This is a genomic window from Paraburkholderia sp. A1RI-2L (assembly GCF_048957375.1).
In the GTDB taxonomy this organism is placed as follows: Bacteria; Pseudomonadota; Gammaproteobacteria; order Burkholderiales; family Burkholderiaceae; genus Paraburkholderia.
Map to the genome: position 1 here is coordinate 1101537 of NZ_JARBTA010000003.1, position 16121 is coordinate 1117657.

Genomic DNA, 16121 nt, shown 5'->3' on the forward strand with positions numbered 1-16121 from the left:
CGGAACACATCCGGGTACTCCAGCCGCACCCGTAGCGCCCCAACCACCAGTAGCGCCTCCGCGTCAGCACGTCATCTGGCGTCATGGTGACCTCCTGGTGGCGGCAGAATATCAGCTACTGGTCGGGCTTCGCACCATTCCTCAACCTCACACACCAGCCACGCAATCCGTCGCGGCGACAACAATCGCGACGCCGGAAACGCCTTCTCACGTACCAGCTTCTTCACAACCGACTCCGACAACGAGACTGCGGCAGCAACGGTTGGCAGATCAAGGAAGAGGGGCTTCATCGTGACGACCGGGCTCGAGTCTTTCGTCATTTGCTTTCCAAGTCGCGCAAGGCAGCCCAAGTCAGTTCTTCAGGGCCTTTCGGATAGCGTCACCAACGAGATTCGCGAACGTCTCTCCAATCTGCGAAACCTGAGCGTCGATCTCGCCACGACTGACAACTCGGCCACAGGCGGCACAGGTGGCTCCAGCAAGCGCATCTGGCGGCACATTGCCGTCTGCCCCCTCCTTGATGAACTGATCGCCGCCGCATTCGGGACATCTGATGTTCACTGAGCCGATGTTATGAGTTGTCATAGGGTGCGCGTTTCGTGTGGTTGCGGGAGCAATAAATTAACATGAAATGCGGTCGATTCGGTGCTTGGAACGTAGACAAGCCGGCGCCCCGTTCGCCCGGCGCCAAAGCGGCTACGTCATGTTTGCGAAGAAACTTGCTGCAGCGCGTTTCACAAGATAGGCCTGCAGTGTCGCAGCTTCGCGCTCTGTCAGCGAAAACTGGATCTCGCCCCCACGCATCAAAACGAGGCTGCCGTTGTTCGTGATCGCGCAGGCGAAGTCGTCACTGGCACCAACTCCTTTCGACGAGCCGGACGCCGTTGATCTCTTTGCGGCCAAAGGCTGCGGCACATCGAAAACACTGTTGCGCGTACCGTGTGACCGACCAGAGGGGATCACTTCATTTGCGTCGATGATCCTTTGGTTGATCCTCTCGACGGCATCCGGTGGCGCCTGGTCAGCCATGTAGTGCGCGTTCACGTAGCGACTGTCACGCTCGACGCGCTCGGTCATGATTTTTCCCGCGCGCACGTAGTTCCAGAGAGACGTAGTCACCTTGCTGGTATCCGTTCCCATGCGCTCTGCGAGTTCACTCGATGTGATACCCGGGTTCTGGCGGATGAGTTCGATTAGTGCGCCACGCTTGGTTTGCAGTTGCTTCGTGTTCATTACACAAACTCCAGTATTGTTAGAAACGCCGAGCTGCGAGCCCGACGCTCGCAAGGATAGTCGTCTCCCAAAGATGACGGGCGTTTACAAATTGGCGCTTGACGGCGATATGTTGGCGGACTAGGATTTAATCGTCGCTGAGACAACAGCGACCGGGCCTGGAAACCCGGGATAGCGTAGGCGGACGAACCGCCAAAAGGCGGTATTTTTTCGTCCGTAGTATCATGCGCGTACCCAGTTTATGGGTGGGCCATGGTGGGGAGGCGCTCGCGCCTGCCGGTTCCTACGTTCCGGTTTTCCAGCCCCGCCATGTGCCTGCCCACCCTCGCCTGGAAACGGAGTGTGCAGGCTTCTACAAAACGTAGGAGTCCAAGTCATGACCCCCAATGCATCCGCTCGTCCTGAGCAAATTTCGCAGACGCCTGTTTGCGGCGAATCACCATCCAATGTCACGCCGGTCGATGACCTCCAAAATCTGGCTCTCGTCCCGCGCAAAATCCGCGACGTGATCAACGGCATCGATTCGATGTGCCAGACCCAGCTTGGCCAGATCAACGCGATGATCACGTCGATGCTCCGCGCGATGGAAACGCCAGCGTATTGGCGGCATCCGCTCGTTATCCGCGACTCGCTCGGCTTGATGAAATACCTCGTCAGCGATTTGATGAATTTCGTTAATTCGACAGCAGAAGACGTCGGCTGTAACTTCGTCGACGATCTCGATCGCGAACGCGAAAATCGAGTCCTCACAGCGTTCCGCGAAGCTGCCCGGGCGGAGGATCGCCGAGCACGCGAAATCAACGAGATCGCGCCTCGGGAGGCTGATCATGCGTGAGCGCCACTACCTGACTGCTGACGGCTGGACGTCGCGCGACGAGCACGAACACTCGACTGTTAAATCAGCGTTCATCGCGGACATTACGCGGGCGTCCATCGCGGCCCGTACGCTTGCCCGAATGCTCCATAACAGCCTCAGCGAACCCGATGCGACTGGAGGACGTTCCCTCGGGGCTGGGGTGCACGATGACTTCGCTGATGCGATTTACTGCCTCAACGATTACATCTTCGAGCGTACAAACGAGATGCGCGAAGTCGCAGAGCGTTTCGAAGATTACAAGCGCACGCAGGGTGGCCATCATGCATGAGAGCCACGAACAATCGGCCGAGATTCATGATCGCCTTGAAGGCATGCTCATTGAGCAGTGCAGCCTGGCCTGGAGGGTGCACAACGTTCTGGCGTTTATGGCCGAGGCGCTTCCGGATGATGAAATGGGCGCTCTGCCCCATCGAGTACCGTGAAAGCTTGAGATTAACGACGTAGCCCAGTCCAAGAAAATGGCCGCATCCCCCGTGGGTCAGGATTCCGTGCAAATCAACATCACCTACTGACCTTGCCGCGCGTCGCCTCTACGGGAGTGGTCCGTCCTTTCCGTCGCTTCGCAACCGGACTTTGCACTGAAGCCTCGAACTGACTGGGACTGCACCCGTACCGCGATCTGAACCACCGTGTAAATGCACTGGGTTCGGAAAATCCAAGCAGGCCCGAGACCTCCGCAAACGGACGCTCGCGCCGCTCCAGATAGCGAAGCGCCAGTTCGCCCCGTACCGCCTCGAGTATCGAGGAAAACGTCATGCCTTCATCTGCCAGATGACGATGCATCGTGCGACGGCTCATGCCCAGCTGCTGCGCAACGGTTTCGTTTGAGCTTCGACCCGATGGCAGCAGCAGGAAAACGAGTTTGCGCACTTCATCGGACAGCGGGACGTCGGCGCTTTCGTCTGCGTTGCCCAGGTATTGCCGTACGTATTTCCCCATGACGGGATCCGCAGACGGTAGCGGCAGCCTGAGGTCGCTGACGTCGCATACGATGCCCGTGAACGCGTGACCGAACTCGACATTCGGCCCGAACACACGCGTATGCACGGTGCGGTCGGCGGGTGGCCCATGCGTGAAGCAGACTGTTTTCGGCCGCCACTCCTCGCCAAGGAAAAAGCGCAGCAACCGGAACATGACCGCAAGCGCAAGCTCGGCCGCCTGGCGAACCGGCACCCCCTGGCCCGCCAACAATTCTTCGCGAATGATCGCCACATTCGCCTCTTCCTCGACGCTGATGAAAAGTGCCTCGTTCTGCAGGTGGCTGTAACGCGCCGCCGCATTCAGGGCGTGGCGCAACGTCGGCTCATCGCGCACCGCGAGCGCCAGCGGGCCGAGATTCGACGCGCGGCGCGACTCGGCCATGCGCAGGCCGAATGTCTCGACTTCGCTGCGCTGGGCCGACAGTTCGAGCAGTAGCGCGACCTTTTCCGCCGGGATTCTGAGGTCGACCTCGCGGAGGCTTTCCGGTGGCAGCCCGACTTCGGCGAGCATGCGCCAGGGGTCGAGCCCCGAGGCACGCGCAATTTCAGCGTAGTGGGTCAGGCTCGCACTACGAACAAGTTTCAGCATTAGGGACTTCCCGAGATGTCCCATTATGGTAAGAAATTGGCCCATAAAGTCAAGCCTCGAAAAAAGCGGGTGCCTAGAATCGGTTCATCCCTGAACGGCCGCGGCACCGCCGGACCATACAGGCACCTCACACCGAACATGAAGGAAGTCCTCTGATGAATGCTACCGACGCCACGGCAACCCCGCTCTGCGATGCGTTGCGCGCGAGCGGCAACTGGAACCCGAACTGGGAGCCGTTCGCGGAACTCGATCCCGCCTGGACTGAAAAGTTCATGGCGATGGGAACGGCGCCCATGACGTCCGGCTTCCTCGACGCAAAGACGATCGAGTTCATCGCGATTGCCGTCGACGCCTCGTGCACGCACCTGTACGCCCCCGGCGTGCGGCGCCATATCCGCAAGGCACTTGAACTGGGGGCAACGAAAGAAGAGATCACTGCGGTCCTGCAATGTGTATCCGTACTCGGTATCCACTCGATGAGCGTAGCGGCGCCGATCCTCCTCGAAGAGACAGCGGCACATGCAACCCGCGTTGAAGCTTCACACAAGTAACCCATTCTGAAAGGACACGAACCATGCAATTTCTCGATGATTCACTGCTGCCGGAGAACCAGGAGAAGCTCGTCATCCAGGTCGCGCCCTATGGCCCGCAGTTCCTGCCCACCGACTCCGACGACATCGCGCTCACCATGGACGCGCAGATCCAGAAGGCAGTTGACTGCTACAACGCAGGCGCAACCGTCCTCCACGTGCATGTGCGTGAGGAAGACGGTAAAGGCTCCAAGCGCCTGTCGAAGTTCAATGAGATGCTCGCACGCCTGCGCGATGCAGTGCCCGACATGGTGCTGCAGGTGGGTGGTTCGATCTCGTTTGCACCAGAGGGCGAAGGCGAGGCAGCAAAGTGGCTCAACGACGACACGCGCCACATGCTCGCGAATCTCACGCCCGCGCCCGATCAGGTGACCATCGCCATCAACACCAACCAGATGAACGTCACCGAGTTGCTCACGCCCGAGGACTGCGGCGACACGTCACTCGGCCATCCGGCGTATTTCCAGGCCTACAAGGAAATGTGGATTCCGTCGGGTCCAGGTTTCGTCGAGGAGCACCTGAAGCGCCTGCAGGCCGCTGGCATCCAGCCGCACTTCATGCTCGGCGACGTCGGTCAACTGGAGAGCGTCGAGCGACTGATCCGTCGCGGCCACTACACGGGTCCGCTCGTGCTGAACTGGGTTGCCATCGGCGGCGGTGCCGACGGCCCCAATCCGCGCAACCTGATGGAGTTCATCAATCGATGCCCCCAGAACGCCGTGCTGACCGTCGAAAGCTTGATGCGACATGTGCTGCCGCTCAACACGATGGCCATCGCGATGGGTCTGCATGTGCGCGTCGGCATCGAGGACAACCTCTGGGGCAGGCCCGGCGAGCGCATGACGTCGGTGCAGCAGGTCGAACAGATGGTTCGCATTGCCCGCGAACTGCACCGTGATGTGGCGACGGGCAAGGACGCGCGTCGCATCTACCGCATCGGTGAGCACTACACCCGTGTCGACGAGACCTTGGGGGCGCTTGGACTTGCGCCTAACCGGCAGCCCGGACAGCGCGGATTCCGCGTGGCGGCCTGAGTGACGGGGGAGACCCGCACCGCTGTGGTGGCCCCTTGCGGATGGAGATAACCAGACATCGCTTGAGCGGTGCGGATTCGTGGAGAAATCGATGGCCTTGAAGAAGTACCCCTGCGCGATACTGGCGACGCTGCTGCTCACGCATATCCTCGCGCATATCGACCGCAACATCCTGCTGGGTTTCTCGTCGACGCTGACCGCCGAACTGGGACTCAGCAACGCGCAATATGGACTGCTTGTGGGGGCGGTGTGGGTCCTCAGCTACGCCGTGATGGCCGTTGTCACAGGGACTTTTGCAGACCGCTTCAGCCGCACGCGCGTCATCGCAGCCGGGCTTCTCGTCTGGAGCGTGTGCACGGCGGCGTCCGGTTCGGTTCACAGTTTCGGGCAACTGGTGGCAGCCCGCCTGCTCGTGGCGACCGGCGAAGCCTCGCTCGTGCCGGCTGCGGTCGGCATCCTTGCCGAAGTCTTTTCGGCGCGGCGCCGCGGCACGGCGCTCGGACTGTTCTTCGTCGGCATTCCACTCGGCGTCGGTATCAGCTTCCTGCTGGCCGGAACGTTCGGCGCGACTTACGGGTGGCGTACGACATTCCATGCCCTCGGCGTGATTGGCGCGGTGATGGCTGTGGGGCTTGTGTTCCTCAAGGACGAACGAGAACAACACGCCGACGCTGCGCGCGGCGAACCATTCGCCTTGCAACTGCGCGAAGTCCTGGGCGTGGTCCGCGCCAGCCGCGCGCTGCAACTGGCGATTCCCGGGTTCGTCCTCGCACATCTGGCCTTTGTGGGCCTCTCGTTTGCCCAGCTGTGGCTGGTACGCGAACGCGGGATCAATCCGGCAGAAATCACGCGCGTCATCGGCGGTGTGCAGATCGTCTTCGGCACACTCGGTTCCGTCGTCGGCGGCGCGGCCGGCGACCGTTTCGCGCGGCGCTTCTCGGGCGGGCACGCGGGCTTCATGGCGTTGCTCGTCGCCGTGTGTGGACCACTGATGATCGCCTACCGCTTCGCGCCCGCCGGCTCGCTGCTGTTCTACGCCGGCATGTGCGCGGGTGCCTTCCTGCCGCTCGCGCTGTACGGGCCCGCCATTGCCGTCATCCAGGGCCACGTGCCGGCACGGATGCGCTCGACGATCACGGGGTTGACGATGACACTCATCAATCTCTTCGCGATAGCGCTCGGGAACTTCGTCGCCGGTGCGTTGAGCGACCGGCTGGCAAACACCGGCGTTCATGCGCCACTGACGTGGGTTCTGCTCGGGACCGATCTGCTCGCCATCGCGTCGCTGCCGTGCTTCCTCGCACTCGCTGCACGCTCCCGCCCGGGGTCGTCAAATGGCGACGCACAGCCGGAGAAGGCATCTGCCGCTTCGCCGTGGCAACAACCTCAAAACTGAGGGAATGCTGATCATGAATAGCACCATCGAGCGGATCCGTCCGGGAACGCGCCACCTGGAGAATCGCGTGGCGCTGGTAACGGGCGTTGGGCCCGGTCTTGGCCGTGCGTGTGCAGTCGCGCTGGCGCGGGCCGGCGCCGACGTTGCGATCTGCGACGTCGACTCCGCAGCCCTGGAGGCGACACGCGCCAGCGTCGTTGAACAGGGCGCGCAATGTCTGGCAATCCGCTGTGACGTCTCGTCCAGTTCTGACGTGACGGACATGTTCTCGCAGGTGGCTGGGCATTTCGGCACGCTTCACATCCTCGTGAACAATGCGGCGCTGACCCCGAACAGACCCGAAGACACCGAGCGGCGCAACCGGCACTACGCCTATCTCACGACGCCCGTGCCCAGACAGTCGCTCGGTTTTACGAGCTGCATGAGCGACGAGGACTGGCATCGCTACTGGGGTGTGAACGTCCACGGTCTGTTCTATTGCACACGGGAGGCGCTCAGGCTGATGGAGCCACAGCGCTACGGGCGCATCATCAACGTCGCGTCCATCGCCGGCATCAGTTCGATGAGTGCGCACAGTCCGCACTACAGCGCGACCAAGGGGGCCGTTATCGCCTTCAGCAAGTCAGTGGCAGCCGAGGTGGCGGGGGCCAACGTCTACGTCAACGTACTGGCGCCCGGCGGGGTCGCCACGCCCGAGTTCAATGCGTATCTCGCGTCGGCCGGCGAAGAAGCCCGCAACCGGCTCTGGCAGATGGTTCCTTCCGGCCGTCTTGGTGCCCCCGAGGAATATGCGTCCACGGTCGTTTACCTGGCTAGCGACCACTACCTCGTTGGACAGGTCGTCAGTCCCAACGGCGGCGCCGTGGTCTGAGTCTGACCAGGACAGCCTGTTCACCTGATTCCCGGAGAATCAGGCGAACCCATTTTCATTACTCGAAGTACCAGCCGGATCCGTCCGGCAATCACAAATATGATTGGAGACGAAATGAAATTGAGATGGGGGAGCGCTGCTGCGCTTATCGCGTTCGCTGGTGCGGCAAACGCGCAATCGTCGATCACGCTGTATGGGGTGATTGATTCCGGTTTGCTCTATCAGAGCGCAAACGCGGCGAACTTCCAGTCGAAAGTGAATCTTGGTCACGTCTTCCAGCTCAAGGACGGTGGCATCTATTCGAGTATCTGGGGTTTGAAGGGTTCGGAGGACATCGGCGGCGGCTACAAGGTCAACTTCAAGCTGCAAGGCGCATTCAACAGCAGCAACGGCAGAACGGGGCTCGCCGACGCCCCAGGGGCCACCGCCGTCTTCAACCAGCAAACGACGATTGGCGTGTCAGGCCCGTTCGGCACAATCGATGCGGGCCGCCAGATCGTGCCGATGATCTACGCGATGGCTGAAACTGACGTTCGCAGCGCCCAGTATTTTGGCTCCATCCTCACTGGGTGGCTCGGCCTGAACCAGGCAGCGGGCTGGCAGGGGCTCAGCACGAACGGTCCTGTGGGCGCGCTCTATGACGACAATGCGATCGTCTACCGGTCACCGAAGTTCTACGGCGCATCGGTTGCGCTCGAGTACGCGCCGGGCGGCTCCCCCGGACAGTTCCAGGGCGGCACGCGCGAGTCGGCGGTGCTTCAGTATTCGAACTATGGCCTGAGCGTCGCAGCGGTGTACTACAACGGGCATGACACCAACCCGTTCACGCAGACGGGCCTCTCGACCATTGTCACGACACCGTCAACCGGACTGAACAACAACCAGTTCTACTTCCTGGGCGCGCAGTACACGTTCCACGACTTCTCCGTCTCGTCCTCGTACAGCCGGGCACGCAATCCCGCCAACGCCGGCGGTCCGAAAGGGTTCACTCTGGAGATGTTCTCCGGCGGGCTCGGCTACAAGTTCAGCCCATCTTTCAAGGTCACCTCCGGTTTTTATTACCTGCATGACCGCAACGTCGGGGCCAACCACTCTGCGGAATACGCACTGAGTGCCGAGTACAACCTCACGAAGCGCACGCTTACCTACGCGCAGGTGGGTTACGTCGACAACCACGGCAACATGAGCCAGACGATCACCTATGGCGCACCCGTTCCGGAAGGTCGCTCGAGCACGGCGGCGATGGTCGGCATCCGTCACAGCTTCTGATCCAGTCAAACAAAAAGTGGAGCATTTCATGAAGACAATAACGGCATTCTGGCTCGCCTGCGCGGCGTGGATCGCGATCGCATCCGTGCAGGCCTCGGCCCAGCCGGAAGCGAGCGCCGCATCGAATACAGTCGAAACCTCGAGCGCTGCCGCCGCCTCGGGCACCATAACAGCCGCGGAAATCCGCAAGGCCAACCGTGCGCTGCGCAGGAAGGTCTACGCCGCCATCGTCGCGCACAAGGAGATCAATGCGGGCAATATCAGTGTGGTCGCGAAAAGCGGCGCCGTGACGCTCGACGGCTCGGTCATCGACGCCGCACAGATCGACAGAGTCGCCGAGATCGCCCGCGGCGTCCCCGGCGTGATGTCCGTGTCCAACAGGCTGACCGTCAAGAAGCCGTTTGGTGGCCAGTAAGGGGTGGGTTACGGCTTCCGGCACGGCTGCGTCGTCAGGATTCTGGATAAGGCGCCGCGCCGGATGTAATCAACTCCCGATCTTCGCAGGCTCGACGACTGTAGCGAGTTCGATAACCGCCACTAGTCAGGCACATGTTTGGCCGTTGTTGGCCGATACCGGCAGTTCGACGTCCGGCTGTCAGTAAGCAAGCGGGCTGTCGGCGTTGCCTCGAACAGGCAGTTGACAGACAGCAGCGCGACGGCGCTGATTGACGGGCCCAGTTTTGCTGTTGGCGCACGATGCACAATTATTATCGCAACGGCGATGCGCTCGTCCGTCGGTACTTACGGCGTCCGACGGACCGGACGCACGCGCTGCGGCAAACGTCTTGTGGCCGCCTCAGGGCAAAGGCAAGGAGCCGCGTGGAGCAATCCGGACGATGGTTAGATTATTCAGGATGCCGAATGCGTGGCCCGTGTTCCGGCGTGTGTTGCTGACCGAAGTGATGAAGCGGCTGACCGCTCAAGCCCGTCCTTGAGCCTCACGGCGAGAAGTAAGTATCGACCTGGGCAATACGCGGTCCGTAGGCGTTCGTCAGTTGATGAAACAGTTCAACCTCGACGGCTAGACTCAGGGCGCTCACGCCCGAAGGTATGGCACATCGATGCAGTGGCCGGTGCAGTCATAAGCCCAGCCGTGATAGCCGCAGCGGATGGACTCGCCTTCCACCACGCCCGCGTGCAGCGGCACCTGTCGGTGTGCGCAACGATCTTCCAGTGCGAATATGTACCGGACCCGGTACGCACCAGCACGATCGGATTGCCGGCGAAGTGCACTCCGACGGCTTTGCCGCGCTTAACCTCGTTCGACCAGGCCAGCGGATACCAGTGATCGGGATGGATGGGTGCACGGCGCAGGTCACGCCCGGGCGCGCTTGCGAGTGGGTCGATGGCGCTGCTCTCGAGCATAGGCATTGCCTGCATGCTTGACGCCTCCTTGCATAACTGGAGCTTCGACCATCGCCACCAGCGCAAGCATGAGCGACCGGGGATCTTGCGCAGTGTACGCGAAGTCGGGATGAAGCGAAGCTCCCGGCACAGATGTCCTGCGTGACGTGCAGCACAGCGCGGAAGTTCCCGCCTCGGGGCCCTTTCCCGTAGAAGTAGGTGGAACTCGCCCGGCGCGCAGAGCTTCAGTCCGTCGTGGAGGAGATGCGGGCCAGGTACCGAATATGGGGCACGGAACGCTGCCGCTTCGGTAGCAGGCGAGGGGGCGTCCTTGCCAGCATTACCCAAGTCAAGCAGACGCCCCTGGAGCGTCCCGCCGCCGGGTTCCCGCTGCCCAGGACGGTCACATACCGCTGGCCGGGGCCGGGGTGTGGCGCCGTGCGCTGGTTGGTGGCCCTGCGTCACATCCCCGTTTTATCTGCTATCCCGCGATGTGATCAAGCCGTATTGGTAATATATTGCGGCGCACAATTTTGTCTGGTAGTATTTAGGATTCCCCAATCTGCGCGCATCAATTCCGTCGGAGGCGTTCCCGCCTCGATTGTCGTGCGTCATTCCACGATTCCGTTCGCACCCCGACAGATCAACCCGATCTGCCGGCCTGCAACGTTCGTCGGCCAACCTGTCGAGGAGAATGTAGTGGCAAATCCCGTTTGCGTGGATTCAGCATCCCGCGTGATTGCGGTTGCATCAAAGTCCGGCCGCCGCGCGCCAAAGGGAAAGGCCCGGGCGGTCGAAACGCCGCTGGACATCGAGTCGATGGCCCGACAGGACGAGGAGCGTCAACGCCAGATGCGCGCGCTGATTGCGCTTGGCCGTGAGCGCGGCTATCTCACGCACGTGGACATCAACGATCACCTCTCAGACAACGTTACGCAAACGGCTGCGATGGAGGCGATCGTCAGCACGTTCAGCGACATGGGGGTGGCCGTGTACGAGCAGGCGCCAGACGCGGCGACGCTCCTGTTAAGCGGCGCCGCGCCCGCCGTGGCATCCGACGATCAGGCGGACGAGGAAGCGCAAGCTGCACTGTCGACCGTCGATTCCGAATTCGGCCGCACGACGGATCCGGTCCGGATGTACATGCGTGAGATGGGGGGCAGAGAACTGCTGACCCGCGCTGGCGAAATCGAGATCGCGAAACGCATTGAGAACGGCCTGCAGGAGATGATTCAGACGATCGCCGCATGTCCGTCGGTTGTGGGCGCCATTCTTGCCGAGGTGGACCGCATCGTTGCCGGCGAACTGCGTATCGACGAACTGGTCGATGGCATCAACGACGGAGTGAACGAAAGTGCAATGACGCACGACTCCGAAGGAGATGAGGTGGAAGCCTCCGGCTGCGGCGATGACCCGGACGGTGGCGATGTTGAGTCGGACGTCGGGGATCCGGAGGCAGCGAATGCTGCCCGCCTCGAGCAACTCACGAACGACGGCCTTGCGGTTTTCGCACGTGTGCGCGCACTGCTCGAGCAGTTGCCGGGTGTACCGGCTACTGGCGCGGCCCGTTCGGCAGCCGTTGCGCGAGTGCAGTTGGAGATCCAGCGCGAACTGGCGCCAATCCGCTTTACGGGCAGAACCATTGATCGCCTGTGCGCCAGTGTGCACGAACAGATTACGGAAGTTCGTGCGATCGAGCGCAGCATCCTGCAGATCGTCGTCGACCGTTGCGGCATGCCACGCGAGTCGTTTGTGGAGTCGTTCCCGGGCCACGAGACCGACCTTGAATGGACCCGCCGCATGGCGGCCACTTCGCGGCAGTTTGGTGCGGCGCTTGAGCGACATCTGGCGGCCATTCAGGCCGCGCAGCTGAAACTCACTGACATCGAGGCCAAGGTCTCACTGCCGCTGCGGCAGCTCAAGGAGATCAACCGCAGGATGAGTACCGCCGAGTTGAAAATGCGGCAGGCCAAGCGGGAGCTGATCGAAGCCAATCTTCGTCTTGTCATCTCAATTGCCAAGAAATACATGAACCGCGGCATGCCGTTCCTGGATCTGATTCAGGAAGGCAATATCGGCCTGATGAAGGCGGTGGACAAGTTCGAATACCGGCGCGGCTGGAAGTTTTCGACGTACGCCACCTGGTGGGTCCGGCAGGCTGTCACGCGTGGCCTTGCCGACCAGGCCAGGACCATTCGTGTGCCCGTGCACCTGATCGAAACGATCAACCGGCTGAACCGGATTTCGCGCGAAATCCTGCAGCAGACGGGACAGGAGGCGCATCCCGCCGTTCTCGCCGAACGGTTGGGGATGTCCGAGGAAAAGGTACGCAGTATTATCAGAATTGCGAAGCAACCCGTGTCGCTCGAGACGCCGGTGGGTGATGATGCCGACGCGACGCTCGGTGACCTGATCGAGGATGTCTCCGCAAGTTCACCGGCTGAGGCCGCAATTCACGCGAACATGCGTGTCGCAATCGATGAGGCGCTCAACGGGCTGTCACCACGCGAGGCCAAGGTCCTGCGGTTGCGATTCGGGCTCGATACGACCTCGGAACACACGCTTGGAGAGGTCGGCGAGCAGTTTGGCGTGACCCGTGAGCGAATCCGCCAGATTGAGATCAAGGCGATGCGCACGCTGAGGGAGCCCATTCGCGCTGACAGGTTGAGGCCGTTTGTCGAGCGCTGAGCAAAAGCGGAGCACGCCCCCTGTCGACGCCCGGCTCCGGGCGGCAGCGATCCTGCGTCGACCTGATCGCTGCCCCGCAGGACGCGTACGTTGCCCGGGAAACTTACAACGGCGTGATGTTCGCTGCCTGTTTCCCCTTGGGGCCCTGCTTGACTTCAAAACTCACCTTCTGGCCTTCCTGAAGGGATTTGAAGCCAGCTCCCTGAACCTCGGAGAAGTGTGCGAACAGGTCTTCGCCGCCATCGTCTGGCGTGATGAAGCCAAAACCCTTCGAATCGTTAAACCACTTGACGGTACCGGTTGCCATGTTCTGAATGTTCCTGTGAAGACGGGTTGTAGAGGAGGAGGCCACGGGCCTGCGCCAGCGGTGCGGTTATCTTGTAGCACAGGTGGGCGATTGCCGACTATCGAGGTTTTCGAGCGGCACTGGGGAACCCGTAGGCCAGCCGGCACCTTGATGCCGTGCGCATGCAGCACGCACGGCCCGCAGCGTGAACCCCTGCGCCACCCGTCCGAAATCTGCGCGTCGGCGATCTGCGATTCCGGAGGGCGTGCGGTGCGTAGCTGGCCGGTCATATGCCCAAAATCTGGCGGAGAGCGCGGCCGTTGCGCGGCTGGCGCCGAACGGCCGTACGACCCCCGAGCCCGTCCGCGATCGTGCGCATGAGCACCATCACGGGAACAGGTGCGGGCGTCGCAAGTTGCATATGAACGTGAAGCGTGCCCGACCGGGGGCCAATGGGGGCAAGCCAATAGCGGTTCAGGGCTGACCGCATTTCTGCCGGTCGATGGGGATGCTCAGGCGGCCAGTAGGGGGGGCTGTCATTCAGGCGGTTGCGGCGCGGGCGCGGCGTATCGACACCGGTTTATCGGTGGATCCCGTTGCCGGTGTCTTTCGGGGGCGCCCCCCTTGCGACCGTTCTCGCGGCTTGCTGCCGCCTTTGCGGGCGACGTGCGGCGGCCAAGCTCGCGCATCCACGCTCGCGAGCCATAGACCGCGCCAAAAAGAAGCAAAAACAAAAAGCCCGCTTGCTGACGCCGAGCGGGCTTCGATGTTGGTTGCGGGGATAGGATTTGAACCTATGACCTTCGGGTTATGAGCCCGACGAGCTGCCAGACTGCTCCACCCCGCGGCGCGAAGTCTACTGAGGTCGTTGGTTCTGGTCAACATGTTTTGCTTTCGGACTCACAAAAATCCCGCAAGCCATATGCACCGCTCCACGTTCAGGCGAAGACATGCGTGTCAGATCGCGAGAGGCGGCAACGTATCTTCACATTCCGCGTCGGGACCTCAAAAATAAATATTCGAGATTCTCTTGACGAGAGGTTCATTGGCCTTCATAATTCGCCTCCCTTCTGATGCGGGGCGCGAGAAAATAGCTGATTTAAGCGCTGTTTTTGAGCGATTGCTCTTTAAAAATTTACAGCCGATAAGTGTGGGCGCTTGATGGGTTTCGTGACCTGGTGACTCTTTCGGGGGTGACCGGGAATTAGCGAAAGTATCAAAGTCTCACACAAAAAAGTAAGTCGGGATTTTCTTGAATTTGGTAGAACCTGTCAGCTTTAAGTGACGACCTGTCTCGGAGGGACAGAAAACAGTAACAGGTATTGAACTGAAGAGTTTGATCCTGGCTCCAGATTGAACGCTGGCGGCATGCCTTACATGCAAGTCGGGCAGCACGGTGCTTGCCTGGTGGCGAGTGGCGAACGGGTGAGTGTGTCAGAACATGTCCAGTAGTGGGGGATGGCCCGGCGAAAGCCGGATAATACCTTGATCTGTGGATGAAAGCGGGGATCGCAAGACCTCGCGCTATTGGGATGACCGATGGCAGATTAGGTAGTTGGTGGGGTAAAGGCCTGCACCAAGCCGACGATCTGTAGCTGGTCTGAAGGACGACCAGCCACACCTGGGACTGAGACACGGCCCAGACTCCTGCAGGAGGCAGCAGTGAAATTTTGGACAATGGGCGCAGAGCCTGATCCAGCAATGCCACGTGTGAAGAAGGCCTTCAGCAGGTTTATAAAGCACTTGTCCGGAAGAAAACCTCTGGGTTAATACCCCGGGGGATGACGGTACCGGAAGAACCAGCTGGCCCCAGCTACGTGCCAGCAGCCGCGACAATAGCCGAGGTGCAAGCGTTAATCCGGAATTACTGGGCGTAAAGCGTTGCGACGGTTTAAGGTCGTCGCCAAATCCCCGGGCTTAACACCGGGGCTGCATTGGTGACCTGCAGGCTGATGGCAGGGGTAGAGATTCCGATGTAGCAGTGAAATGCGTAGAGATGTGAATACCGATGGCGAAAGCGTACCGGGCCAATACTGACGCTCATGCACGAAAGCGTGGGGAGCAAACGGGATTAGATACCACCTGGTAGTGCGCCCTAAACGATGTCAGCGGTTGTCGGGCGCCGATGGCCCATAGTAACGTAGCTAACGCGTGAAGTTGACCGCACAGGGAATACGAGTCGCAAGGTTAAAGCTGGCGTTGACGGGACCCGCACAAGCGGTGGATGATGTGGATTAATTCGAGTCGCGCGAAAAAACCTTACTACCCTTGACATGGACGGAATCTGGTGAGCCGGGAGTGCCCGAAGAGCCGTCACAGGTGCTGCATGGCTGTCGTCAGCTCATGTCGTGAGATGGTGGGTTAAGTCCGCAACGAGCGCAGCCTGACTCCCCCGAGACCTACGCAAGAGCCTCCGGGAGACTGCGGTGACAAACCGGAGGAAGAGGTGGGGATGACGTCAGTCCTGTGGCCCTTATGGGTAGGGCTTCACACGTCATACAATGGTCGGAACAGAGGGTTGCCAAGCCGCGAGGTGGAGCCAATCCCAGAAAACCGATCGTAGTCCGGATCGCAGTCTGCAACTCGACTGCGTGAAGCTGGAATCGCTAGTAATCGCGGATCAACATCTTCGCGGTGCGTCGTTCAGATCTTAGCACACACCGCCCGTCACACCATGGGAGTGGGTTGCCGAAGTGGCTAGTCTAACCACAAGGAGGACGGTACCACGGCGGGATTCATGACTGGGCAATCCGTAACAAGGTAGCCGTATCGGAAGGTGCGGCTGGATCACCTCCTTTCCAGGAGCTCATTTGAAGCACATTGAAGCGCTCACACTTGTCGGCTGCGAAAGAACCAGACTCAGGGGTCTGTAGCTCAGTCGGTTGACACCGTCGTCTTGATAAGGCGGGGGTCGATGGTTCGAATCATCAGACCCACCCTTTGTCTGCCGAAGGCCAGGCAATC

Annotated in this window: 15 protein-coding genes, 1 tRNA gene, 1 rRNA gene and 1 pseudogene; 11 read left to right on the top strand and 7 right to left on the bottom strand. The window is 60.9% G+C overall.

Going from position 1 to position 16121, the window contains the following annotated elements:
- Positions 1-71: 71 nt before the first annotated feature.
- The 3 genes from PWP93_RS28210 to PWP93_RS28220 form a co-directional block, all read right to left on the bottom strand.
- Positions 72-320 carry a helix-turn-helix transcriptional regulator gene (locus PWP93_RS28210; protein WP_421046933.1) on the bottom strand — a complete coding sequence of 83 codons (249 nt, stop codon included), beginning with the start codon at positions 318-320 and terminating at the stop codon, positions 72-74.
- Positions 321-351: 31 nt separating this feature from the next.
- The gene (locus tag PWP93_RS28215) at positions 352-585 is read right to left on the bottom strand and encodes an ECs_2282 family putative zinc-binding protein (RefSeq protein ID WP_421046934.1); all 234 of its coding nucleotides are present in this window, start codon (positions 583-585) and stop codon (positions 352-354) included.
- A gap of 111 nt (positions 586-696) precedes the next feature.
- A complete protein-coding gene (locus tag PWP93_RS28220; RefSeq protein WP_421046935.1) occupies positions 697-1233 on the bottom strand; it encodes a winged helix-turn-helix transcriptional regulator in 537 nt (178 codons plus the stop codon).
- Between the two features lie 376 nt (positions 1234-1609).
- On the opposite strand from PWP93_RS28220, the gene PWP93_RS28225 reads away from it, so the two are divergent.
- From PWP93_RS28225 to PWP93_RS28235, 3 genes are read left to right on the top strand one after another with little or no spacing between them, the layout of a single operon-like run.
- Positions 1610-2068 (top strand): hypothetical protein, encoded by a 459-nt coding sequence (locus tag PWP93_RS28225; RefSeq protein ID WP_421046936.1) that lies wholly within the window; start codon positions 1610-1612, stop codon positions 2066-2068.
- Entirely contained in the window at positions 2061-2378 is a 318-nt protein-coding gene (locus PWP93_RS28230; RefSeq protein WP_421046937.1) for a hypothetical protein, read from the top strand. The genes PWP93_RS28225 and PWP93_RS28230 overlap by 8 nt, the downstream gene beginning before the upstream one ends.
- Positions 2371-2532 (top strand): hypothetical protein, encoded by a 162-nt coding sequence (locus PWP93_RS28235; RefSeq protein ID WP_421046938.1) that lies wholly within the window; start codon positions 2371-2373, stop codon positions 2530-2532. Before PWP93_RS28230 ends, PWP93_RS28235 begins: the two co-directional genes overlap by 8 nt.
- 79 nt (positions 2533-2611) lie before the next feature.
- On the opposite strand, the gene PWP93_RS28240 is transcribed toward PWP93_RS28235, so the two are convergent.
- The gene (locus tag PWP93_RS28240; protein WP_421046939.1) at positions 2612-3724 is read right to left on the bottom strand and encodes an AraC family transcriptional regulator; all 1113 of its coding nucleotides are present in this window, start codon (positions 3722-3724) and stop codon (positions 2612-2614) included.
- 110 nt (positions 3725-3834) lie between these two features.
- Here PWP93_RS28240 and PWP93_RS28245 point away from each other — a divergent pair, with 110 nt between their 5' ends.
- The 6 genes from PWP93_RS28245 to PWP93_RS28270 all read left to right on the top strand — a co-directional run bounded on the left by PWP93_RS28245 (position 3835) and on the right by PWP93_RS28270 (position 9254).
- A complete protein-coding gene (locus PWP93_RS28245; RefSeq protein WP_421046940.1) occupies positions 3835-4230 on the top strand; it encodes a carboxymuconolactone decarboxylase family protein in 396 nt (131 codons plus the stop codon).
- 23 nt (positions 4231-4253) lie between these two features.
- Positions 4254-5303, top strand: coding sequence for a 3-keto-5-aminohexanoate cleavage protein (locus PWP93_RS28250; RefSeq protein WP_421046941.1), 1050 nt, complete (start codon positions 4254-4256; stop codon positions 5301-5303).
- A 91-nt stretch (positions 5304-5394) separates the two neighbouring features.
- The gene (locus PWP93_RS28255; RefSeq protein ID WP_421046942.1) at positions 5395-6699 is read left to right on the top strand and encodes an MFS transporter; all 1305 of its coding nucleotides are present in this window, start codon (positions 5395-5397) and stop codon (positions 6697-6699) included.
- A 13-nt stretch (positions 6700-6712) separates the two neighbouring features.
- Positions 6713-7570 carry an SDR family NAD(P)-dependent oxidoreductase gene (locus PWP93_RS28260; RefSeq protein WP_421046943.1) on the top strand — a complete coding sequence of 286 codons (858 nt, stop codon included), beginning with the start codon at positions 6713-6715 and terminating at the stop codon, positions 7568-7570.
- A gap of 114 nt (positions 7571-7684) precedes the next feature.
- Positions 7685-8839: a porin gene (locus PWP93_RS28265; RefSeq protein WP_421046944.1), complete on the top strand. Its 1155-nt coding sequence runs from the start codon at positions 7685-7687 to the stop codon at positions 8837-8839.
- Between the two features lie 28 nt (positions 8840-8867).
- A complete protein-coding gene (locus tag PWP93_RS28270) occupies positions 8868-9254 on the top strand; it encodes a BON domain-containing protein (protein ID WP_421047020.1) in 387 nt (128 codons plus the stop codon).
- Between the two features lie 630 nt (positions 9255-9884).
- Here PWP93_RS28270 and PWP93_RS28275 read toward each other — a convergent pair.
- Positions 9885-10204: pseudogene (locus PWP93_RS28275) on the bottom strand (Rieske 2Fe-2S domain-containing protein); the annotation flags it as partial.
- 678 nt (positions 10205-10882) lie between these two features.
- Here PWP93_RS28275 and rpoD point away from each other — a divergent pair.
- The gene (rpoD, locus tag PWP93_RS28280) at positions 10883-12871 is read left to right on the top strand and encodes an RNA polymerase sigma factor RpoD (protein WP_421046945.1); all 1989 of its coding nucleotides are present in this window, start codon (positions 10883-10885) and stop codon (positions 12869-12871) included.
- A gap of 103 nt (positions 12872-12974) precedes the next feature.
- On the opposite strand, the gene PWP93_RS28285 is transcribed toward rpoD, so the two are convergent.
- Both PWP93_RS28285 and PWP93_RS28290 read right to left on the bottom strand, forming a co-directional pair.
- The gene (locus PWP93_RS28285) at positions 12975-13178 is read right to left on the bottom strand and encodes a cold-shock protein (RefSeq protein ID WP_133198258.1); all 204 of its coding nucleotides are present in this window, start codon (positions 13176-13178) and stop codon (positions 12975-12977) included.
- Positions 13179-13927: 749 nt separating this feature from the next.
- A tRNA-Met gene (locus PWP93_RS28290) sits at positions 13928-14004 on the bottom strand.
- A 477-nt stretch (positions 14005-14481) separates the two neighbouring features.
- Between PWP93_RS28290 and PWP93_RS28295 the strand changes: the two genes are divergently transcribed.
- A 16S ribosomal RNA gene (locus tag PWP93_RS28295) occupies positions 14482-15955 on the top strand.
- Positions 15956-16121: the final 166 nt, after the last annotated feature.

Coding starts and splice junctions, on each gene's coding strand:
- PWP93_RS28265 (WP_421046944.1), top strand. CDS start 7,685: ATGAAATTGAGATGGGGGAGCGCTGCTGCGCTTATCGCGTTCGCTGGT.
- PWP93_RS28235 (WP_421046938.1), top strand. CDS start 2,371: ATGCATGAGAGCCACGAACAATCGGCCGAGATTCATGATCGCCTTGAA.
- PWP93_RS28245 (WP_421046940.1), top strand. CDS start 3,835: ATGAATGCTACCGACGCCACGGCAACCCCGCTCTGCGATGCGTTGCGC.
- PWP93_RS28240 (WP_421046939.1), bottom strand. CDS start 3,724: ATGGGCCAATTTCTTACCATAATGGGACATCTCGGGAAGTCCCTAATG.
- PWP93_RS28225 (WP_421046936.1), top strand. CDS start 1,610: ATGACCCCCAATGCATCCGCTCGTCCTGAGCAAATTTCGCAGACGCCT.
- PWP93_RS28285 (WP_133198258.1), bottom strand. CDS start 13,178: ATGGCAACCGGTACCGTCAAGTGGTTTAACGATTCGAAGGGTTTTGGC.
- PWP93_RS28260 (WP_421046943.1), top strand. CDS start 6,713: ATGAATAGCACCATCGAGCGGATCCGTCCGGGAACGCGCCACCTGGAG.
- PWP93_RS28215 (WP_421046934.1), bottom strand. CDS start 585: ATGACAACTCATAACATCGGCTCAGTGAACATCAGATGTCCCGAATGC.
- PWP93_RS28250 (WP_421046941.1), top strand. CDS start 4,254: ATGCAATTTCTCGATGATTCACTGCTGCCGGAGAACCAGGAGAAGCTC.
- PWP93_RS28220 (WP_421046935.1), bottom strand. CDS start 1,233: ATGAACACGAAGCAACTGCAAACCAAGCGTGGCGCACTAATCGAACTC.
- PWP93_RS28210 (WP_421046933.1), bottom strand. CDS start 320: ATGACGAAAGACTCGAGCCCGGTCGTCACGATGAAGCCCCTCTTCCTT.
- PWP93_RS28255 (WP_421046942.1), top strand. CDS start 5,395: ATGGCCTTGAAGAAGTACCCCTGCGCGATACTGGCGACGCTGCTGCTC.
- PWP93_RS28270 (WP_421047020.1), top strand. CDS start 8,868: ATGAAGACAATAACGGCATTCTGGCTCGCCTGCGCGGCGTGGATCGCG.
- PWP93_RS28230 (WP_421046937.1), top strand. CDS start 2,061: ATGCGTGAGCGCCACTACCTGACTGCTGACGGCTGGACGTCGCGCGAC.